Raw genomic sequence first — 21,712 nt, 5'->3', positions numbered from 1 at the left:
CATGGCCGGACCCGCCCAACGCGGCTCGTCAACTCCCTACCAACTGCCCCGCATCGCCGACCGGGTCAGCTTCGTCTATCTGGAACGGTGTACCGTCCATCGCGACGCCAACGCCATCACCGCCCAAGACGCCGACGGGATCACCCACATCCCGTCGGCGACCATCGGCACCCTCCTGCTCGGCCCCGGAACCCGCATCACCCACCAAGCCATGGCAGTACTCGGCGACTGCGGAGCAAACGTGGCATGGGTCGGCGAACACGGCGCCCGCTTCTACGCAGCCGCACGCTCCCTCAACCGATCATCCGCACTCGTGGAAGCACAAGCAACCCTCTGGGCGAACCGCCGCACACGCCTGGACATCGCACGCGCCATGTACCGCATGCGATTCCCCGACGAGGACCCCTCCGGCTTCATGCGCCAACAACTACTCGGCATGGAAGGCCGCCGACTCAAAGACTGCTACCGACAACAGTCACAACGCACCGGCGTGCCCTGGCACGGCCGCCAATACACACCGGGCAACTTCAACGCCGGCGACGCCATCAACCAAGCAATCACCGCCGCCGCACAATGCATGTACGGCGTCGCCCACACCATCATCACCGCGCTGGGTTGCTCTCCCGGACTCGGATTCATCCACTCCGGGCACGAACTGTCCTTCGTCATGGACATCGCAGACCTGTACAAGACCGAGATCGGAATCCCCGTCGCCTTCGACACAGCCGCCGAAGACAGCACCGACATCGGCCCACGAACCCGCCGCGCCCTACGCGAGCAGATCCGCACCACGCGACTGCTCGAACGGTGCGTCGACGACGTCAAAGCGCTACTCACCACACCGAACAACGAACCCGGCAGCAGCGACGCCACCGACACAGGCTTCTTCGACCAGGTACAACTCCAGTCCGACCGCGAAACCGAAGTCGAAGGCGGAAGAAACTACGCCGACGAACTCGGCACAACCTGGTAAGGACTCCCCCGATGACCGTCATCGTTCTGACCCTGTGCCCGGTCGGGCTACGAGGCCTACTCACCCGCTGGCTACTGGAAATCTCAGCCGGCGTCTTCATCGGCAGCCCCTCAGCCCGCGTCCGCGACCTCCTCTGGGACGAAGTCACAAGCCACGCAGGCAAAGGCAGAGCCCTGCTGGCATACACGACGGACAACGAACAAGGCTTCGCCTTCCGAACCCACGACCACGCCTGGCACCCCGTCGACCACGAAGGCCTCACCCTCATCCACCGGCCGACCGAACGACCGGCCGCAACGTCGCAGCCAGCCAAGACCGGCTGGAGCAAAGCTGCACAGCGACGGCGATTCGGAAACAGCTAAAACGAGTCTAAATGTCACGTATGCCTGAATCTCTGGAACCAACGACCGCCGCGTCGTCGCCGGGTCAGTAAGCACGTCGGCAATGCGCTCCCCGCAGGCGCAGGGCTGATCCCCCGGACGTCGACGTGGAATGAGCGCACCGCGTGCTGCCCGCAGGTGCGGGGCCGATCCCCGGAACGGGGAGCTTTAACAGGTGACTGGCCAGGTGCTCCCCGCGTGTGCGGAGGTGGTACGTCCGCGACGCTGGCAATCAATGTTCTTGAACGGCTTTCTCCGCACACGGAGGGGTGCGACGTTCGAGGGCCAGAGTCTGGCGGTGCAATCGTTCTAACCGCGCGGGGACCCTGGTGCTCCCGCGAGAGGGGCAAGGGTACCAGCGCCGCGTTGTGAAGCTCCGACTGGCCAGTACCAGGTCATCGGTGCTCGGTCATGGGCGCCCTGTCGGCGGTGTCCGTCCGAGGGTGTTCGGGCGTGCGCCGGCCGACTCGTCAGTTGTGGTGCCAGGTGTCGGAGAAGGCTCTGGAGCTGAAGATCGATGAGACCGTCGCCTTGGTGGTGCTGCCGCTAGCCATGGTGGTCGGGTCCGGGCTCTGGCCCGCCATGGATGCGCCGTTGGCGTCGGCCGCAGTGAAGTTGACGGTGCCGTAGTTCGTCAGCGGCAGGACACCGGAGCCGCTGGACGGCGCCTCGGCGATGACCTCGGCCGAGGCCAGGGCCGGGTTGCTCAGCGTCTTGTTGACAATGTAGCTCCAGCCCTGGGTGGAGTCGGTCAACACCAGAGTGAAGTCGGTGCCTTTGCCGATGGCCCGGTCAGTTGCTGCGACAGCTCTGCTGTCAACCAGACCCGCACCTCGGCCAACCCCACCTGCGGACACCATCGCCAACGCCAAATACATACGCCCCCCGACGGCAATAACCGCAACCCACGCTGCGTCCGGCGAGCCTGGGCCAGACTCGCATCCACCAGCTTGGTCAGCTCCAGCGAGTCAGCGCTCCCAGATGACCCCGCACGAACAGCCCAATCGCGCGACCACCGGCTACAGTGACAGATTCAGACACGACGAGACTTACGACACCCGACTTCTAGACATTCCGGATGTATCAGAGATCTCGTTTCGCAGGATACTTAATACAGCAAAACTCAGCTCAAAGCGACGTTGACACCAACACGTGACCCTTAAGGGCGGCCCTTGGGCTCACCCAGAGTCTGATGTCCTTGTCCGGACTGGCAGGAACGCAGAAGGCGGCAGTCGGGGAATTTGGAACTCCGCTGGACCCGTCCGCGACCAATGCGCTCATCGCATAATGCTGCGAATGGTGCGGTGTCAGCAAGCTATAGCGCTGTACCGCTGGCTCGCGGCGATCCGAAGCAGCTGGGTGGAGCCCGATCTGGCGCTCTTCCCCGGGTATCCGAAGCGATCCTGGCACGAGACGATGCCTGCGCCCACTAGGCTCACCGCAGGACCCGTGCTGGCCTCGGGCCGTCACTTGGCGATGCTCGCGCGCTTCGTCGGCACGCCTGCTGGCGTGCCGACGTAGCGCACCACCTTCCGCGCGGCTCACGCGAATAGGCTCTTCCCCCACCAGTCTCCGGCGGCTGAGACTCCCGGCGGCACCGCGAACAGCGCGCTGCCGGTGTGCCGGATGTACTCGTTCAGGTTGTCTTGGTGGCCGAGCCGGGTCTGGATCGGGACGAACTGCCGGCGCGGGTCCTTCTGGTAGGCGAGGAAGAACAGGCCGGCGTCGAGCAGGCCGGTGGCGGAGTCGATGCCGTCGGTGTAGGAGTAGCCGCGGCGCAGGATCTTCTGGTTGTTGTTGGTCTCCGGGCCGGCCAGCCGGATGTGGGCGTTGAGCGGGATGACCGGGGTGCCGTCGGTGTGCTTGGCGGCCAGGTCCGGTGTGTCGAACTCGGACTTGCCGGTGAGCGGGGCGCCGGAGGTCTTGAACCGGCCGAAGACGTTCTCCTGGTCGGACAGGTAGTCGGTGTCCCAGGACTCGATCAGCATCCGGATACGGCGGGCCACCAGATAGCTGCCGCCGGTCATCCAGGCCTGGTCGGTCTCGGAGCCGACCCAGACGTGGTCGCGCAGATCGTCGGCGGCTTCGGCTTTGATGTTGCGGGTGCCGTCCTTGAAGCCCATCAGGTTGCGCTCGGTCTGCTGGCTGTCCGAGGTCGAGGAGGTGCGGCCGAATCCGAGCTGGGACCAGCGGATGACCGCGGTGCCGCGAGCCAGCCGGGCGAAGTTGCGGATCACGTGGAACGCCACGGTCGGGTCGTCCGCGCAGGCCTGCACACAGAGGTCGCCGCCGCTGCGCGCGGGCTGCAGGGAGCCGTCGCCGGGCAGGGTCGGCAGGTCGGCCAGGGCCGCCGGGCGCTTGCCGGCCAGACCGAACCGGTGGTCGAACAGCGAGGGCCCGAACCCGACGGTGATCGTCAATCCGGCGGCGCTCAGTCCGTCGGCCTCGCCGGTGTCGATCGGCGGGGACTGTGGGTTGTTGTCCACCGCGCCGACCGGCAGGCCCTTGGTCATCTGCGCCGCGGCCGCGGCCCAGGTTCCCAGCATCACCTGGAAGGCCTGCGCCGAACCGCTGGTGACATCGAAAGCTGCGAAGGCGAGCCGGTCCTGGGCCGGCGTGGCGATCCCGGCCTGGTTGGCGCCGTAGAACGGCACAATGTCCGAAGCCGAGGACGCGGGCGGGGAAGGGCTGCCGCCGGGCTCGGTGGCCCGGGCGACGCCGTAGCCGACGCCACCGACCGCGACCACTCCGGCCGCGCCGATCGCCCGGCCGATCACCTGCCGCCGGCTGGCCGTCCCGGGTTCCGCCGCCGTCTCGGTCGTGGCCTCGTCGTCCACTGCTTGTCCCATCCACTTTGATCGTCACGGTGCCCCGGCCGGAGGACCGGCCGGGGCGAGGGCTGTGGGTACTGCGTGTGCCGGGTCGGTCAGGACTTGGCGACCTTCGAAGCCACCTGCGACAGCGGCTCCTGCACGGCCTTCACCGCGGCCGCGAGCTTCTGCTTGTCGCCGTCGTTCAGCGAGGTGTAGAGCGCGAAGCCGGAGGCGTTGGAGCCGGTCCGGTAGGAGTCCACCAAGGTGTCCAGCGAGGTGAAGGCGTCGGAGATGTTCGAGGTCAGCGTCGGGTCGATCTTGGCCAGCGCCGGCTTCAGGTCGGCGAAGGCCTGCTCGGCGCCCTCGTCGTTGGCCTGGAAGTCGAGCAGGTCGATGTGCGAGTAGCGCTCCTCCTCGCCGGTGATCTTGGAGCTGGAGACCTCGTCAAGCAGTTCCTGCGCGCCGTTGGCGAGCTCGAACGGCTTGTAGGCCAGGCCCGTGGTCAGGCCCTGGAGCTTCTGCACGTTCCTCACCAGGCCGGCGCCGTAGGCGGCCAGCCCGTTCAGGCTCTTGTCCTCGAACAGGCCCTTCTCGATCCGGTGGAAGCCGGTCCACTGGTCGGCCGGCACGTCGTCGGTGCGAGCGTCGATGTCGCTGTCCAGGTTGTCGGTGCCCACGGTGAAGGACTCTGCGACCGGCTCGATCTTCTCGTAGTAGGGGCGCGCCTTCATGTAGGCCTGCTGGGCGGCGGTCAGGTCGGTGCCCTGGAGCGCGGTCTGGAGCGCCTGCGAGGTCTGGAGCAGGTAACCGATCTGGGCGGTGACGTAGGATGCGTACTCCTTGGTGGCGTTCGCCAGCAGGGCGCTGGTGTTGGTGTCCGCGCCGGTGGAGGCCTGGCCGGTGACCGTGATCGGCGTGTTCTCCTTGGTGGCGCCGGGGCAGTACAGCGTGTACGTGCCGGCGTCGACGGTGACCGCGAACGTGCCGGAGAAACCGGGCGGCAGGTTCTCCTTCTCCCCGACGATGCGCTGGCCGCTTTGCAGCTCGACCTCGCTGACCGCGGTGGCGTCCTTGTTGGTGATGTCGAAGGTGACCTCGCCGGCCGGGAAGCTGACCTTGTCCGCGGCGCAGCCGCCGGCCGAGGTGATGGTGACGGTCGCCTTGTGCGGGTCGCCGGCGGGCTTGGAGCTGTCCGCCGCCTTCGCCGTGCCGCCGGACGGCGAGGAGCTGCCGGACGACGAGGAGCTGCTGCAGCCGGCCAGGGCGCCGGCGGCGGTGAGCGCCACGGCGGCCACCGCGATGAGGGCGGCGCGCGGGCGGGCGGAGGTGGCAGACGAGGTTCTCAAGGCTTCTCCTGGCGGGAATCGGGGGGCGACAGCGATCGTGGGCTTCGAAGTTAGGTAAGGCTTACCTAATATAGAGCGAGCCCACGCTACCGTCATCCCGACGGTGTGGCGGACGGTTCGGCGGTGACGTGCGCCACGCGTGCGCGCCGATCGCGGCGCTCCGTCACGGCCAGCACGGCAGCGCACACCGCCCCGAGGACGGCGGCGGTGCCGGCCAGCCACGCGCCGGCCAGCACCGCCGAGCGGTCGTCCAGGCTGGAGCGGTCGTGCCGGGCGGCGGCCGCGGCGGCTCCGGCCGCAGCCGGGGTCAGGCCGTGGTCCGCGGTGGCGATCGGCTGGTCCAGCGGTACGTCGCCGACCGCGGTGCCGGTCAGCGTGGCGCGGGTGGTGTCGGTCCATCGCAGATCGACGATCCGGCCGGTGCGCGGTTCGATCCAGAAGGTCAGGGCCGTGCTGTCGGTGTAGGAGACGTGCACGGTTCCGGTCGCGGCCGCGCTGTTCTGTCCGGTGCCGCGCACGCCGAGCGGCAGCCGTCCGCCGTTGAGCGCCGCGGCCTGTTCCAGGGAGACCGCGGTCGGACGCGTGGCGTCGGGCCCGGAACTCGCGGCGGTGTAGACGTCGGTACTGATGCCCTCGTGCTGCTCGGTTCCGGTGCGTTTCGCGCTGACGGTTGTAGCGGCGGTGCCCTGTCCGGCGAGCGGCGCGCCGAGCTCGACCCGGATGGCCGCGGTGGCGGACGCGCCGCCCGCACCGCCGACCAACTGTGCCTTCGGCGCCGCACTGCCGCTGGCGGGGTTCGTCACCGGCCGCGCGGGGAGGGCGAAGACCAGGCCGACCGCGGCGACAGCGCCCACGACGGCCGCCCCGCCGGTGGTGCGGATCAGGGTTCTGCGAGCGAGCTTGCGGTTCGGCGGCCACGCCACGTACAGCCCGATCGGGACCAGGTAGGCGAACCAGCCCACGACCTCGGCCAGCACCGGCCGGCTCTGGATCCCGAGCATGCCGGTCAGCAGCGCGGACCGCACCGAACCGGGCCGCACCACGCTGGTGAGGTCGACGGTGGCCTGCTGGCCGCCGTCCAGCCATCCCGCTTCGTGCGCGGTGTGCAGCGCGGTGGCCACCAGCCCGGCGGCGACCAGCACCAGCACGATCCCGGTGGCCCGGAAGAACTTCGACAGGTTCAGCCGCACACCGCCGCGGTAGATCCCGTATCCGAGCGCCACCGCGACCACGATCCCGGCGACCGCCCCGCCGGCGGCGCCGGCGGTGTTCCCCGACTCGTGGAAGGCGGCCAGCAGGAACACCACGGTCTCGAAGCCCTCGCGCAGCACCGCGAGGAACGCCATCACCACCATCGCGCGCCCGGCCGTCCCGCGGCCCATCGCCTCCGCCGCGAGTCCTTCGAGCTGCGCCTTGAGCTCGCGCGAGTGCCGCTTCATCCACACGACCATGTACGTGACCATGCCGACGGCCAGAGCGCCGACCACCGTCTCCAGGCCCTCCTGCTGCCGCTGCGGCAGATCGGCCGACACGATCTCCAGGACCACGCCGACCGCGACACACAGCAGCACCGCGGTCGCCACGCCCGCGGCCATCCACCGCAACAGGTCCCGCCGCCCCTGCCGGCTCACGAACGCCGCGATGATCCCGACGATCAGAGCGGCCTCCAGTCCCTCTCGCAAACCGATGACGAAGGTAGGAAGCATCAGACCGATCCAGTTCGGGAGGCGCGAGCCCGGCAAGCAATAAGGTTAGGCAACCCTATATTAGGTAAGCCATACCTTTGCCAGAGGGGTTCATCGCCGCCCGTCGTTGCGCGCCATGACTGACAGCGAACAACCAAATAGGAGCCAACTAGGAATTGACAGGAGACTTTCATTTGAAGCTACACTCCCATCACGTAACCACGCCTTGGGAGGTCCGATGCCTGCGCTCGATCTTTCACAGTCCCCGCGCCGCTGGCCGGCCCTCGCGGCCCTCACCCTCAGCGTCCTGATCGTCGGCCTCGACGGCACCGTCATCAATGTGGCCCTGCCGACGATCGCGGGCGATCTGCACACTGACAGCGCCCAACTGCAGTGGATCAGCGGCGGCTACCTGCTCGCTCTGTCAGTGGCGATGCTTCCGGTCGGTCTGCTGGGCGACCGCTATGGCCACCGGCGATTGCTGCTCTCCGGCATAGCCGTGTTCGGCGCCGCTTCCCTGGTCGGCTCACTGGCCGACTCGCCGACCGCGGTCATCGCGGCGCGCGCGGTCCTGGGTCTGGGCGCCGCCGCGATCCTGCCGTTGTCGATGGCGATCCTGCCGCGGGTCTTCAGCAAGGACGAGCAGCCCCGGGCCATCGCCGTCTGGACCGCCGCCACGGCGCTCGGCATGCCCGTCGGACCGGTGGTCGGCGGCTGGCTGCTCAACCACTTCTGGTGGGGCTCGGTCTTCCTGTTCAACGTCCCGGTCGCCGTTGTGGCGCTGGCTGCCGGCTTGTGGCTGCTGCCCCGCGATGCCGAACGGACGTCGGCCGCGCCGCCGTTCGACACCCTCGGCGCCCTGCTGGGCGGCCTCGGCATCACCGCGCTCGTCTATGGCACGATCCTGATCTCCGAGGACGGGTGGACTGCTCCGTCCGTCCTGGCCTCGCTGTCCGCCGCTGCCGCGCTGCTGGCCGGGTTCGTCGTCCGCGAGCGCCGTTTCCCGCATCCGCTGGTCGACTTCGCCCTGTTCGGCGACCGCCGCTTCCGGTGGGGGACGCTGATCGCGGTCTTCGTCAACTTCGCGGTGATGGGGATCTTGTTCGTGGTGCCGCAGTACCTCCAGTCCGTGCTGGGGAACGACGCCTTCGGCACAGGTATCCGGGTGCTGCCGCTCATCGGCGGGCTGATGCTGTCGGCGGCGCTCAGCGAATTCTTGCTGCCCAGGCTCGGCGTCCGGCTGGTCGTCACTACGGGCCTGCTGGTGCTCGCGGCCGGCGTGCTGTTCGGCGCCACCACCGGCGCCGCCGACGGCTACGGCTTCGCCGCCGGCTGGCTGGGCTTGACCGGCCTCGGCTTCGGGCTCGCAGTGGTGCCCGCCACCAGCCTGGTCCTGGGGACGCTGCCCGACCACGGAACCGGATCCGGCACCAGCCTGTTGGAAACCATCCAGCAGCTCGGGTCGGCGTTGGGCGTCGCGGGCCTCGGCAGCCTGCTCAGCTACGGCTACCTGGCCCGGCTGCACACCGGGCGGCTGCCGACATCGGAGGCCGACGCGGCACGCGACTCGGTGTCCGACGCCGACGCCCTCGCGGGGCAGCTGCACGACGCCGGACTTGCCGTGAACGCGCACGCGTCCTTCGTCCACGGCATGAGCCTGGTCCTCCTCGTCTGCGGCGTGATCGCCCTGCTCGGCGCCGGACTGGCCGCCGCCTTCCTCCCGCGGCACGCCGGCGCCCCGGGCGCCGGCCAGGTTTCCGGAACGGTGGCCGAACCCGCAGAATCGATCGCATGACGACGCACGAGGCCACCGGCGGACACCTCGGCCTGCGGGAACGCAAGAAGCAGCAGACCCGCGAGCGCATCCGCCGGGAGGCCTACCGCCTGTTCGCCGAGCAGGGCTACGAGGCCACCACGGTGGACCAGATCGCGGAAGCGGCGGAGGTCTCGCCCAGCACGTTCTTCCGATACTTCCCCTCCAAGGAGGACGTGGTCCTCCAGGACGAGTACGACCCCGCCCTCGCTGACGCGTTGCGCGCCCGCCCCGCGAACGAGCCCATCGTCGAGGCGGTCCTCAACGCGTTGAAGGGTCCGCTGGGCCAGATGCTCCAGAAGGACCGCGACGAACTGCTGCTGCGGACCCGGATCAGCTTCACGGACCCGGCGATCCGGGCCCGATCGGTGGCCGACCAAGAACGAAGCGAGCAGGTCATCGCCGAGATCATCGCCGAGCGCGCGGAGCGGCAGGCGACCGACCTGGAGGTGCGGTGCGCGGCCGCCGCGATCATCGCGGTGTTCACGACGGTGGTGCGGTACTGGGTGGAAGGCGGCGGGGAAGAGGAGCTGGCGGAGCTGTACGAGCGGCATTTGCCGCTGCTGACCACGGGATTCGCTTTCTGAGGGCGGACCCGGGGACCGGTCTGACGCCACCTCCGCCTGATGCTGTGTGCGGTGCCGGCCACACCGCCAGGTCGGCATGGCGGTGCGCATCGCCGGTCCGAGTGCGACGTTCAGCCACGCGGCCGAGCGCGAGGTCGAATCCGGGCCCTGCGACCGGGACGCAAAGACCGCCGGGCCACTCGCGGACCGAGGTCGGCGCCCTCACCGACGCGACGCGCTCGGACTAGCGGCCGATCCCCTCCTCCAGCACGTCGTACCACCGGTTGATCAGGTCCAGTACCCGACGCTGGACCTCCTCGGCCGCGAGCCCGGCGTCGCTCCACCGCTCGGCCATGCGCAAGGCCAGCGGATGGGTGCCGAGGGCCTGGCTCGCCAAGACCTGGGGCGTCGGATCGTCTACGGCGGCACCCATCGCCTCGGCCAAAGCCGCGGCGATGGCGTCCTCGTGGGCGGCCCACATCTGCTGGCCGCGGCCTTGCAGGACCGCGCTACCGGCCATCACTCGGCGGAAACGGAACGCCGAGCCGTCCGCGTTCTGATCGAAGCGACTCAGGGACCTGCGACGCAGACCGGCGAGGACGGACTCGCCGGGCGACCGGTCGGCGACGGCGTCCAGCCAGCGCTGCTCCACCTCCTCGGCGCGGTCGAAGAAGAGATCTTCCTTGGCAGGGAAGTAGTTGAACACGGTCTTGACCGACACGTCCGCGGCGGCGGCGACCTCCGCGACCGTCGTATGGTCGAACCCCTTGGCCGCGAACAGCTCCAGCGCCGCGTCCGCGATGCGGAGCCGTGCCTCATGCTTCTTGCGTTCGCGCAGCCCCATCGGCTCGGTGGTCATACGATCCGCCTCCTCGCCCGCAGTCTACCCTTGACTAGAAAGTTACTGTCGAGTGTAAAGTTATAGCTGGAAGCATCAATCTTTCCAAGGGGTACATCCATGCCATCACTCGAAGACACCTCCCACACCCCCGTGCTCATCGTCGGCGGCGGCCTGGTCGGTCTGTCCGCGGCGCTCTTCTTGCGCTACCACGGAGTCGACTGCGTCCTGGTCGAACGCCGTGAGCACCCCTCCGAGCTGCCCCGCTCGCGCGGCGTCCACGTACGCACCGTCGAACTGTTCCGGCAGATCGGCATCGAGGAACACGTTCAGCATGTGGCACGCAGTGCGTTGAAGGCCGGCGCGTTCGGCGGAGCCCGCATGGGCAAGACGCTGATGGACTCCACCGATCTGCCGATGGACGGCGTGCGCCGCGGTATCGGCGCTGACCCGAGCCCGTCATCATTCTGCTTCTGTCCCCAGGTGCTCCTGGAACCGGTGCTCGCCGACCTGGCCCGCGAGCGGGGTGCCGACGTGCACTTCGGCGCCGAACTGCTCGAACTGCGACAGGACGCCGATCATGTCACCGCCACGGTGAACGGCCACACCATCACCGCGGACTACCTGATCGCCGCCGACGGAGCAGGCAGTCCCATCCGGGAAACCCTGGGCATCGCCGGCTGGTCCCTGCCGTCACTGCACCACTACGTCAACGCCTACGCCCGCGTCGACCTCGCCGAAACGGTCCAGGGCCGCACCTTCAGCCAGTGCGAGATCGTCAACGACGACGTACGGGCCCTGATCCTGGCGAAGAACAACACCGACGAGTGGTCCTTCCACCTCGAATACGATCCCCGCGCCGAGACGCTGCGGGACTACCCGCCGGACCGCTGCGCCGACCTGGTCCGCGCGGCGGTGGGCCGATCCGACCTCGACGTCGAGATCCTGGCCGCCAGCACCTGGGACGACGGAGTCCACGTCGCTGACGAGTACCGGCGCGGACGGGTACTGCTCGCCGGCGACGCGGCGCACCGGCACGCGCCCTGGGGCGGCTTCGGCGCGAACACCGGGATCGCCGACGCACACAATCTCGCCTGGAAACTCGCCGCCGTGCTGGCCGGGCACGCCGACTCCCCGCTGCTGGACACGTATCAGACCGAGCGGCGCCCGCGCGCCGTCCTGGCCGCGGAACAAGCCCGGGCGCGGACCGACTTCCTCGCCCGATACGGCATCGCCACCCACCAGAACCGGGACGACGTGGCTCGCCACATCGACAGCGGCGCCATCATGACGCGCTATCGCTACGCCTCCTCCGCGGTGTGTCCCGGCGCCGACACACAGGAGCAGGGCTGGGTGAACGAACTCACCGCGCAATCGGGTACCCGGCTACCTCACATGTGGCTGAAGTCCGGCGACGCAGAGGTCTCCACCCTCGATCTGTGCGGTCCGGGCTTCGCCATCGTGACGACGGCGACGACCGATGACTGGGACCGCGCAGCGCAGTCCGCGGCGGCACGCACCGGCCTGACCGTCTCAGTACACCGGATCGGCCAGGCCGCGAACCTGGTTCCGGTCGAGGGCGACTGGGCCGAGGCCACCGAGTCGCCCGCCGACGGAGCGTTGCTGGTTCGTCCCGACGGACATGTCGCCGCCCGCACCGATGAGGGTCTGCGCCCCGACGATCTCGACCGCGTGCTGCTCACCCTCGTCGGTCGGCTGCCGTCCCCGCCGGACGCAGGCTGACCGCACGCGACAACCCGCGCTTCGTCGACCGGCCGGAAAGGAGTCCTCGGCGGCTTCTGGGAAACCGGGAGCCGCCGAGGACTTCTCCCGGTGCTACAGGTGGCGGCGGTAGCCGCGCATGGACAACGGTGCGAAGACTGCGATGACCACCGCGCACGCCAGCAGCGTCCAGCCGACCTCACCGCTGATCACGCCGCGGTTGGCCAGCGCGCAGGTGCCGGAGACCAGATGCGAGACCGGGTTGACCTTTACGAGGTCGGCCAGCCAGTTCAGCAGCGTCTGCACCGGCACGAACGCGTTCGACCGGAACGCCAACGGGAACAGGATCATCATCGAGATGCCCTGCACCGACTTGGCACTCTTGGTAATGGTGCCGAGCCACGTGAAGATCCACGCCAGCGACCACCCGGTGACGATCGCCAGCACCATCGCACCGGCCACCCCCACCACCCCGCCACCGGGACGGTAGCCGATGATCAGACCCGCCACGAACGTCAAACCGGCGGCGATCAGGTACCGCAGCAGGTCGGCGATCATCGGCCCGGCCAGCGGCGCGATCCGCGCCATCGGCAGCGACTTGAACCGGTCGAACACCCCCTTCTCCATGTCCTCCCGCAACTGCACCCCCGTCGACATGCACGTCGTCAGCACCGTCTGCGCCACGATCCCGGGAATGAGCACCGGCAGATACGCACTGACCCCGCCGGAAATCGCACCGCCGAAGATGTAGGCGAACATCGCCGTGAACAGCAGCGGCTGAATCGTCACATCAAAGAACTGCTCCGGATTACGCCGCATCTTCTTCAACGCGCGCCACGCCATGATCAGCGTCTGGCTGACGATCTCGGCCGGGGAAGCGGGTCAAGCTCACCCTCGGGCAGCTTCGAGGTGCAAGCATCTCAAGACCCTGAGAAGGTACCAGTGTTCGAAGTTAGTGTCCTTGTCATTTGATCTAGGTGGCCTGGCTAACAACCACCGGTCGGCAGTCTGCGCGATATTGAGCAGGTTGCTGAACGATGTGCCGACGCCGGCTCCCGCAGACGGAATCGCCATGTTGACCGGTTCCCGAACCAAGCCCAGACCCTCCGTTGCACCTGGACGCCCGCCGCGACGACGCGCCGCACATGCTGGTCCAGCCGCCCGGCATGCCCGGATCGTGGCAGGTAAGCGACGGCTTGCCAGTCCGCGACAGGGCCGCGCTGATGGACTGGGTGATCGATGAGCTAGCCCCTGGCCTGCAGCCCGTGGCACCTCTGAAGCGGTCGGAGAACACAGTCCTCAGAGGCGTCGTCGCCGCTTCGGGAGACACGATCGCCTCCCTGGATCTGCGCGACACAGTTGGGCCTTGCTGAAAGGCGGCGCTGACCGTGCTGTTCGGCATCGCCGTCACCACCGGCCGGGAGCTGCGGCCGTCCCACCGTAGAAGCTAGTCACCTACCACCTGCATGCTGCGCAGCCGCCGGGGTCGCGCCGCGCACCGGCATGGCGGCGAACCTGCCGAGCACGCCAGACCGTCATCCGGCCCGGCGCCGATAGTCTGAGGGCACTGCTGCGCACTAGCGGCTACTCCGCCTCGCTCGACTTCCCGATTGACACGTATGCCCGAATCTGCGGAACCCAACGGCAGCCGCATCTCAGCCCGATAGACAAGCACGTCAAGCAGAGTGCTCCCCGCAGGCGCGGGGCTGATCCCAGCGGACTCCGGCTCACCGGCGCCGGACCGGCGTGCTCCCCGCAGGCGCGGGGCTGATCCCGTCACAGCGACACCGCCATCTCCGCGTCGATCGTGCTCCCCGCAGGCGCGGGGCTGATCCCCGGCGCACTCCCTTCAGGTAGTCCCTTGATGTGTGCTCCCCGCAGGCGCGGGGCTGATCCCAACACACGTTGTCGCCTAGGAAGGGACCTGAGGTGCTCCCCGCAGGCGCGGGGCTGATCCCCGGGGCGCCGGACTCCCACCTGACCCCGGAGCGTGCTCCCCGCAGGCGCGGGGCTGATCCCCAAGATCACCTCAAGGCCTGAAAACATTCCGAGTGCTCCCCGCAGGCGCGGGGCTGATCCCTCTACTCGCGGATGTCGATCTACAACGAAACGGTGCTCCCCGCAGGCGCGGGGCTGATCCCGATCTTACCGTGTCAGTGTCCTGAGTTGCTATGTGCTCCCCGCAGGCGCGGGGCTGATCCCGGCCTGCTCGAGGGCGACCTGCAGCAGGTTCGGTGCTCCCCGCAGGCGCGGGGCTGATCCCGCCTCCCAGTTGTAGTTGCTGGTGACGCCGTTGTGCTCCCCGCAGGCGCGGGGCTGATCCCCCTGCAATACCGCGCCGTCCGCACCCTCGGCCGTGCTCCCCGCAGGCGCGGGGCTGATCCCGACATCTTCCGGACGGAGAACCGGTGTCTCCGGTGCTCCCCGCAGGCGCGGGGCTGATCCCGTCAGGAACTGGGGTTGTGCCGACGATCCGATGTGCTCCCCGCAGGCGCGGGGCTGATCCCGCTGTTGGAGATCTGGACCGACGCGGCCCCGGTGCTCCCCGCAGGCGCGGGGCTGATCCCAGGTCGGCCGTGCTGTCGAAGTCGTCGATGCGTGCTCCCCGCAGGCGCGGGGCTGATCCCGCCGAGCGTGCGCTGGAGGCCTACGACAGGCTGGTGCTCCCCGCAGGCGCGGGGCTGATCCCGCGGGCCCGTGGACACGGATCATCGCCTTCAGGTGCTCCCCGCAGGCGCGGGGCTGATCCCTGGGCCCAGCGCGCGGCCGACAACCACAGCTTGTGCTCCCCGCAGGCGCGGGGCTGATCCCGAGGTGCGCCGCTACGCCGAGGCGAATGGGCTGTGCTCCCCGCAGGCGCGGGGCTGATCCCTGGCACGGCGGCCTGGCCAGGATCGCGTCGTAGTGCTCCCCGCAGGCGCGGGGCTGATCCCCACGAAACGAAAGGGGCCCGACGTGGCCGACAGTGCTCCCCGCAGGCGCGGGGCTGATCCCCAGCGGGGATTTCCGTACCGACCTGCACCGGAGTGCTCCCCGCAGGCGCGGGGCTGATCCCAGCGGTCCGCCTTCGCTGTCCAGGCATTCGGGGTGCTCCCCGCAGGCGCGGGGCTGATCCCGAGACGCGCCTGGTGGGCCAGGGCGCCGGCAAGTGCTCCCCGCAGGCGCGGGGCTGATCCCAGCGCTTCGTCCAGGTCCCGTTTGATCAGGAAGTGCTCCCCGCAGGCGCGGGGCTGATCCCAGTGCCGAAAGGGTTGCGCAGGTGTATGGCTAGTGCTCCCCGCAGGCGCGGGGCTGATCCCCCCCGACGTCGCCCGGACGTCGGGGGGTTCTGTGCTCCCCGCAGGCGCGGGGCTGATCCCGGATCCAGTTCGCGCTGCTCCAGACGGCAAAAAGGTGCTCCCCGCAGGCGCGGGGCTGATCCACGTTCGGACTTCGACCGCATGGACTGGTCACAGGTGCTCCCCGCAGGCGCGGGGCTGATCCCAAGGCCGTCCGCGACCACGAGTTCATTGAGCGGTGCTCCCCGCAGGCGCGGGGCTGATCCCGAAATCGTTCAGCATGGTGACGCCGTTGACGGGTGCTCCCCGCAGGCGCGGGGCTGATCCCGGCTACCGCCTCAACGACTGAACCGACGCCGGGTGCTCCCCGCAGGCGCGGGGCTGATCCCGCCTCCGACTTCAACGCGCAACTCAACGCCATGTGCTCCCCGCAGGCGCGGGGCTGATCCCGAGCGGTGGGCGGTGGCCTTGGAGATGCCGAGGTGCTCCCCGCAGGCGCGGGGCTGATCCCGGCGGTCTGAGCTACGACGACTGCATGCATCTGTGCTCCCCGCAGGCGCGGGGCTGATCCCCGGCAGCGTCCCCGGCTCCCGCTGAGCGCGGGGTGCTCCCCGCAGGCGCGGGGCTGATCCCGAGAGGAGGGGACGGCTGTAACGTACGACCTGGTGCTCCCCGCAGGCGCGGGGCTGATCCTGCGGTCCCCAGCGCGCCGATCAGTGGCTCCAGGTGCTCCCCGCAGGCGCGGGGCTGATCCCTAATCAGCTCGCAACGCGGCCCGTTCACGAACGGTGCTCCCCGCAGGCGCGGGGCTGATCCCTGTCCCGACGAGGACGACGACCAGCCCGCCGAGTGCTCCCCGCAGGCGCGGGGCTGATCCCTTGCGCCTGCAGGCCGAGCAGTCCGACGTCTAGTGCTCCCCGCAGGCGCGGGGCTGATCCCAGGTACCACCCGACCTCGGGGGAGATCTTGAGGTGCTCCCCGCAGGCGCGGGGCTGATCCCCGGCAGCCGCCGGTCGTACGTACCCACGGCCTGTGCTCCCCGCAGGCGCGGGGCTGATCCGGGATCGCATGTCTCGACGCGGAAGCTTCGGGTGCTCCCCGCAGGCGCGGGGCTGATCCCGAGCGCGTTCATCGGCACCATTAGCACCCTGGGTGCTCCCCGCAGGCGCGGGGCTGATCCCAGGCCGTAGTAGTAGTTGACGCCGTCTGCCGCGTGCTCCCCGCAGGCGCGGGGCTGATCCCTCTGCCCCGTCAGGGGCGGTAACCGCCGTAGAGTGCTCCCCGCAGGCGCGGGGCTGATCCCAAGACCCTGCTGAACACGCCGAAACTCGCTGAGTGCTCCCCGCAGGCGCGGGGCTGATCCCGCCCGCTTGAGGAGTCGTTCACGGTCCGGGTGGTGCTCCCCGCAGGCGCGGGGCTGATCCCCCGGCCCCACTGCGGCCGAGCGGGTAGTCACGGTGCTCCCCGCAGGCGCGGGGCTGATCCCGCGATGAACACCTTCGGCTTGAAAGGGCAGGAGTGCTCCCCGCAGGCGCGGGGCTGATCCCTTCGGTTGCGGAGCCGTGCGGGCTCCACCTCGGTGCTCCCCGCAGGCGCGGGGCTGATCCCTGTTCAGCCGCATCAACCAGGTGCAGCGTGACGTGCTCCCCGCAGGCGCGGGGCTGATCCCGTCGGATATCTCTGCCACTGTGTTCGCATGACGTGCTCCCCGCAGGCGCGGGGCTGATCCCTGCGGCCGCGGTCGGCCGTGGATGTGGGATGCGTGCTCCCCGCAGGCGCGGGGCTGATCCCGGCGGGATCCAGCCCTCCTTGAACGCGCTGTTGTGCTCCCCGCAGGCGCGGGGCTGATCCCCCAAGATCCCAGCCACCCGGCCGGGACCTTCGGTGCTCCCCGCAGGCGCGGGGCTGATCCCCGCACGACCTGTTCGTACTGGCATGCGTGGACGTGCTCCCCGCAGGCGCGGGGCTGATCCCCGCACCATGTGCACTCCAGGTCCATGAAGTCGGTGCTCCTCGCAGGCGCGGGGCTGATCCCGTCATGTCGATGACAGGCCAGCTCACGCTCAGGCTCTCCCCGCAGGCGCGGGGCTGATCCCACTGGTCCGTCCTCAAGGTCAGTACTCGGATGGTGCTCCCCGCAGGCGCGGGGCTAATCCCTCCGCGGACTCCTCCTGGCCCTCGCGCTCGTTGTGCTCCCCGCAGGCGCGGGGCTGATCCCGCCAGTCCGACCCATATCATGGAAGTTTACGAGTGCTCCCCGCAGGCGCGGGGCTGATCCCACGTCGAGGCCGGCGGCCTCGCGGGCGCGGGCGTGCTCCCCGCAGGCGCGGGGCTGATCCCTGCATGCCGACCAGGGTTCCGTCGGCTGTGTGGTGCTCCCCGCAGGCGCGGGGCTGATCCCCAGCGGAATTCCTCGTGTTCGTCGCCGCCATCGGTGCTCCCCGCAGGCGCGGGGCTGATCCCCTGCTGTGGGCGCACGTGATGACGGCCTCGGAGTGCTCCCCGCAGGCGCGGGGCTGATCCCGGCGCGGGCTGTCATGTCAACTCCTTCAGTAGGTGCTCCCTGCGGGCGCGGGGCTGATCCCGGCAGCCTCCTATTGATCATCGCGGGCATCGTGTGCTCCCCGCAGGCGCGGGGCTGATCCCCGGTATCCCGAGTTCCACGCGACATTCTGGTCGTGCTCCCCGCAGGCGCGCGGCTGATCCCGTGGGCAGTGTGCTGTCCCTGGCCTGGGGTTCGTGCTCCCCGCAGGCGCGGGGCTAATCCCGACTCCAGGTGTTCGGCGACGTGATCGGGAGCGCGCTCCCCGCACGCGCAGGGCTGATCCCCACTGGTTCCCGAACTCCTGCGCCGCCTTCTTGTGCTCCCCGCAGGCGCGGGGCTGATCCCCCGTTCGTTCGGATGACCTGGACGGTCGGCACGTGCTCCCCGTAAGGCGTCTCAATGATGATCGGCGATCCACGACTGTTCGAGGCCGAACCCGGCGACATTTCTCCTGTTGTCGATCAGATCGCCGGGCTTATGCCGACAGCCCGGTGTGTCGCCGGTGTGATGCAGAACGTCGTCGACCGGGTATGGCTGCGTGCGGTGGAGGACGGTCGTCTGATCCGGGAGTTCGGCGCTGTCAGCGAGTCCGGCGAGGTCTGGATCGACCGCGGCGAGCGCAGCCAGGTGGAGCTTCCGTTCTGGAGCCGGGATCGGTGGCCCAAGCTGAGCGATGAGGAGTGGGAGACGGTGTCGGTGTTTCCCTTCTCGACCGAGAGCTTCGGCGACGCGGTGATCGGCGACCTGGCTTTCGGCGCTCCGCTCACGCGGTTGCCGCGGCACGTGTACGAACTGCCGGTGACCGTCTTTGACTTGGACGCTGCAGCAGTCCAACGCACCGAGCATGAAGACGAGATCGCGGCGATCGTTCGGCGTATCAAGATCAAGCCACTGGATCTTAACGCTCTTACGAACCGTCACGATGGCGCTCATCACCAAGGCAGCGATCATGAGTGACAACATCTTGTCGATCATTCCGGCGGACCCCGACTGGCAGCCCATGGCCGAGGCTGCGGACGCCGCCATGGCGGTCCTCCGCCGGCTGGTACCTCAATTCGACGGCTTCGTCACCACGGAGTACCGGATCACTTGGCACGAGAAGGTCACTGTCATCGACTGCGGCGCGAACCTGGAGCGAATCGAATGCCCCGCCTGCCAGAACGCGATCGGCGTCGAGTGGTGGTCTGACCTGCTGGAGGATTGCGTCGAGACCGGGTTCGCGAACCTCGCCGTGACGGTCCCGTGTTGCGCCGCCGATGTGTCCCTCAACGATCTGCACTACGACTGGCCGTGCGGGTTCGCGCGCTTCGAACTCGAGGCATGGAACCCGAACCGGGATTGGCTGCCGGCCGACGAACTCGCTCAACTCGCCGCCGCGCTCGGCTGCGACGTCCGGCAGGTCCTGGCGCACATCTGACGGTATGCGCCCGGCCTTTCCGACCGAGGCAAGAACCCGCTGCACGTACCACTCGCAAGGCGTACAACATGCTGGCCGTGCGCCTGTGCCAGGCTCGTCGGATCCACGAAGTGGCAGTCGCACGGCGGCCTCACTCGCCCGCCCCACGGTCACGCGCTGTCTTCAGCACCCCCAATGCATACTGCAGCCGGTTCTCCGCGGTCGGGTCCGCGTCGAACACATCGACGTCGCCGGTGGCAGACTCGATCTCGTCGGCGAGCTCGGCCAAGACGGAGGGGAGCCCGAGGATGGCATCAACATCCTTCAGGCTGAACTGCGCAATCGATCTGCGCGGTGGGCCGTTGCCGGTAGCCCAGCTGACTGTGACAAACCTTGCGATCACAGCGGCAAGAGGCCAGGTGCCGGATTCGATGCGGTCGCGCATCCAGGTACGCAACCCTTCCAGATCGGTTCGACCCCAAGGCCAGATGAGGTTGAAAAGCTCGTCCGGCATTCCGTCCAAGGCGTCGGCGGCCTCGAGCCGCGTGTGGATGATCTGCCCGACTATCACCCGTGCGGGTTCGGACGTGGGAAGGCGTTCGGCTGCGACCGCGAGGAACTCCATACGCGTGCTGCTGGTTCCCAGCCCACTGAGCAGGTCGCGGTCGGCTGCTGCTCCCAGGGCGGCGAGCAGCTTTCCACCGAGGGACGCGAGACCGAACCGCCCGCCATCGTTAAGGAACCCGATCGGCTCAGGCACGTGCTCGTACACGTCGACAAGGAGCGAAAGTAGCGCTCCGGGATTCACTTCGGGTGATCCGAGCATCGCGTCGACCTTGCGAACGACCCGGTCGGTGTCGCTACGCAGGCTGGCGGTCAACTGAGCCAGCTCGTCGCCCGGCTGCCCCACGCTCAGTTGGCGCAGTCCCTCGGCGACAGTGCTGTTGGCGATGTCCTCCTGGGGGACGCCGAAGCTGAAATACCGGTCGAAGAAGTCGGCGTGGCCGACACCGAGGCGGCGCCAGATGTCTTCCAGGTCACCGCGCTTGACGGACGATCCGCTGACCGCAGCATCCAGTGGAGGGAACATCAGTGACAGCAGTTTGAGCAGCCCTGCGATGTCCGCCTCCGCGACGCCCGCGCCTCGAAGCCGGTCCGTCCATGCCTTGGCGCGTTCCTGCGGTGTCTTTTGATTCTCGAGGTAGCCAGGCACGGTGAACCCGCCTTCGACAAGGAGGTCCTTGTGCCGGTGGAGCATGGCGTACGCCGCGGGTTCAACGGTGCGCACGAACGTCATCAGCATGAAGTCAACGAAGTCGACGTCTTCGCCGACTGCCCCGTACGCGGCGTTCACCTGAGCGAAGAAGCGTCGGATGGCACGCGGGGTCGACAAACGGTCCTTCATATGCGAGTGGTAAGCGGTGCCGATCCGGTCGGTTTGCGGCCGGTCCAGTCTGACGCCGTTCTCTCGCACGACCGCGTCGATCGCCGCGTCGGTCAAGGAGGTGATCTGAGGGTTGCGCAGTGCGGGGAGGTCAAGGCGGATCTGGACCATCTTCTCCAGGTAGTCCTGAGCTCGCCGGATGTCTCCTCCGACCAGCTCCGTGCGCTTCAGGACGTCCAGGAGAGTCTGCTCGTCGTAGCACAAGAGGTAGTAGACGTTCGGCAGACGCCCGACTTGTCGGACCAACTTGAATACCATCAGCAGCTCGCTGGGCGTGAGCCGGTCCAGGTCATCAAGAACCATCAAGATTGGCCGCCCCACGCCCCCCAGACTTTCGATCGCCCGCTTCCTGATCGCGGCCGCTCCGTTGTCGCCTGCGATCAACGCGGTCACTGCGTCGACCGGTCCGCTCGCGTCCATCCTGACGAAGGCACCCACTTTGCCCAGGCGGCTGGCGGAAGCACCGATCTCGCCGATGCGCATCCGCGTCTCGCTCCAGCGGTCGCCCTTGGGCAGCGCCGCGCGGAGTTCCGCGAAGAACCCGAGGATCAGCGACTCCTGGTCGGCATAGGCCCACGGGTTGCACTCACCGATGAGCCATGTCTCTTCGCCACCGCCCGAGCGAAGATGGGCAGTAGCCATTTCCAGGACGCTGGACTTACCCGAACCCCACGGCCCGATCAACGCGAGCACGCTCGAGTCGTCGCCGTCGGCAACGCGGTCCAGGAGCTTCACCAGGTGCTCGGCGTACCTGGCACGGTCGAGCAGGTCGGGGGCCGTTGGCGAACCGTCGACCGTGCTGTCGCGATAGAGCTCATTGGCGTCCATGGAACCCATCCTGGACGAAGGTGGATATCCGCCGGGGCGCTTCGCGAGCATCCAACACCGAAGAGCCGTGACACAGCCTTGCCGT

The 21,712-nt window shown here is 68.7% G+C and carries 13 protein-coding genes, 1 pseudogene and 1 CRISPR repeat array; of the genes and pseudogenes, 7 read left to right on the top strand and 7 right to left on the bottom strand.

Annotated features, from left to right (window positions below):
* Position 1 precedes the first annotated feature (1 nt).
* Both cas1e and cas2e read left to right on the top strand, forming a co-directional pair.
* Positions 2–973, top strand: coding sequence for a type I-E CRISPR-associated endonuclease Cas1e (cas1e, locus tag CACI_RS19340; RefSeq protein ID WP_015792521.1), 972 nt, complete (start codon positions 2–4; stop codon positions 971–973).
* Between the two features lie 11 nt (positions 974–984).
* The gene (cas2e, locus tag CACI_RS19335; protein WP_015792520.1) at positions 985–1,335 is read left to right on the top strand and encodes a type I-E CRISPR-associated endoribonuclease Cas2e; all 351 of its coding nucleotides are present in this window, start codon (positions 985–987) and stop codon (positions 1,333–1,335) included.
* A gap of 488 nt (positions 1,336–1,823) precedes the next feature.
* On the opposite strand, the gene CACI_RS19330 is transcribed toward cas2e, so the two are convergent.
* From CACI_RS19330 to efeU, 4 genes are all read right to left on the bottom strand, one after another.
* Positions 1,824–2,213, bottom strand: coding sequence for a G1 family glutamic endopeptidase (locus CACI_RS19330; RefSeq protein WP_223297651.1), 390 nt, complete (start codon positions 2,211–2,213; stop codon positions 1,824–1,826).
* Between the two features lie 681 nt (positions 2,214–2,894).
* Complete coding sequence (efeB, locus tag CACI_RS19325; RefSeq protein ID WP_015792517.1) at positions 2,895–4,202, bottom strand: iron uptake transporter deferrochelatase/peroxidase subunit; 1,308 nt, start codon at positions 4,200–4,202, stop codon at positions 2,895–2,897.
* A 77-nt stretch (positions 4,203–4,279) separates the two neighbouring features.
* Positions 4,280–5,512 (bottom strand): iron uptake system protein EfeO, encoded by a 1,233-nt coding sequence (gene efeO, locus CACI_RS19320; RefSeq protein ID WP_015792516.1) that lies wholly within the window; start codon positions 5,510–5,512, stop codon positions 4,280–4,282.
* A 92-nt stretch (positions 5,513–5,604) separates the two neighbouring features.
* The gene (efeU, locus tag CACI_RS51265) at positions 5,605–7,218 is read right to left on the bottom strand and encodes an iron uptake transporter permease EfeU (RefSeq protein ID WP_015792515.1); all 1,614 of its coding nucleotides are present in this window, start codon (positions 7,216–7,218) and stop codon (positions 5,605–5,607) included.
* 217 nt (positions 7,219–7,435) lie between these two features.
* On the opposite strand from efeU, the gene CACI_RS19310 reads away from it, so the two are divergent.
* Both CACI_RS19310 and CACI_RS19305 read left to right on the top strand, forming a co-directional pair.
* Positions 7,436–8,992, top strand: coding sequence for an MFS transporter (locus tag CACI_RS19310; RefSeq protein ID WP_015792514.1), 1,557 nt, complete (start codon positions 7,436–7,438; stop codon positions 8,990–8,992).
* Positions 8,989–9,597 carry an acyl-CoA-like ligand-binding transcription factor gene (locus CACI_RS19305; protein WP_015792513.1) on the top strand — a complete coding sequence of 203 codons (609 nt, stop codon included), beginning with the start codon at positions 8,989–8,991 and terminating at the stop codon, positions 9,595–9,597. The genes CACI_RS19310 and CACI_RS19305 overlap by 4 nt, the downstream gene beginning before the upstream one ends.
* A gap of 223 nt (positions 9,598–9,820) precedes the next feature.
* Here the strand turns inward: CACI_RS19305 and CACI_RS19300 are convergent, their stop codons facing one another.
* Complete coding sequence (locus CACI_RS19300; protein ID WP_015792512.1) at positions 9,821–10,435, bottom strand: TetR/AcrR family transcriptional regulator; 615 nt, start codon at positions 10,433–10,435, stop codon at positions 9,821–9,823.
* Between the two features lie 99 nt (positions 10,436–10,534).
* On the opposite strand from CACI_RS19300, the gene CACI_RS19295 reads away from it, so the two are divergent.
* Positions 10,535–12,157, top strand: coding sequence for an FAD-dependent monooxygenase (locus tag CACI_RS19295; protein ID WP_015792511.1), 1,623 nt, complete (start codon positions 10,535–10,537; stop codon positions 12,155–12,157).
* Between the two features lie 93 nt (positions 12,158–12,250).
* Here CACI_RS19295 and CACI_RS19290 read toward each other — a convergent pair.
* Positions 12,251–13,003: pseudogene (locus CACI_RS19290) on the bottom strand (ABC transporter permease); the annotation flags it as partial.
* 818 nt (positions 13,004–13,821) lie between these two features.
* Positions 13,822–18,304: a CRISPR direct-repeat array (repeat unit 29 nt; unit sequence GTGCTCCCCGCAGGCGCGGGGCTGATCCC).
* 54 nt (positions 18,305–18,358) lie between these two features.
* Here CACI_RS19290 and CACI_RS19280 point away from each other — a divergent pair.
* Both CACI_RS19280 and CACI_RS19275 read left to right on the top strand, forming a co-directional pair.
* Entirely contained in the window at positions 18,359–18,916 is a 558-nt protein-coding gene (locus tag CACI_RS19280; protein ID WP_015792509.1) for a DUF6928 family protein, read from the top strand.
* Positions 18,909–19,376 carry a hypothetical protein gene (locus tag CACI_RS19275; RefSeq protein WP_015792508.1) on the top strand — a complete coding sequence of 156 codons (468 nt, stop codon included), beginning with the start codon at positions 18,909–18,911 and terminating at the stop codon, positions 19,374–19,376. Before CACI_RS19280 ends, CACI_RS19275 begins: the two co-directional genes overlap by 8 nt.
* 130 nt (positions 19,377–19,506) lie before the next feature.
* Here CACI_RS19275 and CACI_RS19270 read toward each other — a convergent pair whose 3' ends face one another.
* Positions 19,507–21,627: a KAP family P-loop NTPase fold protein gene (locus tag CACI_RS19270; protein ID WP_015792507.1), complete on the bottom strand. Its 2,121-nt coding sequence runs from the start codon at positions 21,625–21,627 to the stop codon at positions 19,507–19,509.
* Between the last annotated feature and the right edge of the window lie 85 nt (positions 21,628–21,712).

The sequence above is a fragment of the Catenulispora acidiphila DSM 44928 genome, assembly GCF_000024025.1.
Taxonomy (GTDB): Bacteria; Actinomycetota; Actinomycetes; order Streptomycetales; family Catenulisporaceae; genus Catenulispora; species Catenulispora acidiphila.
Note: the sequence above shows the minus strand (reverse complement) of the source record. Positions and strands in the feature narration are given on the sequence as shown.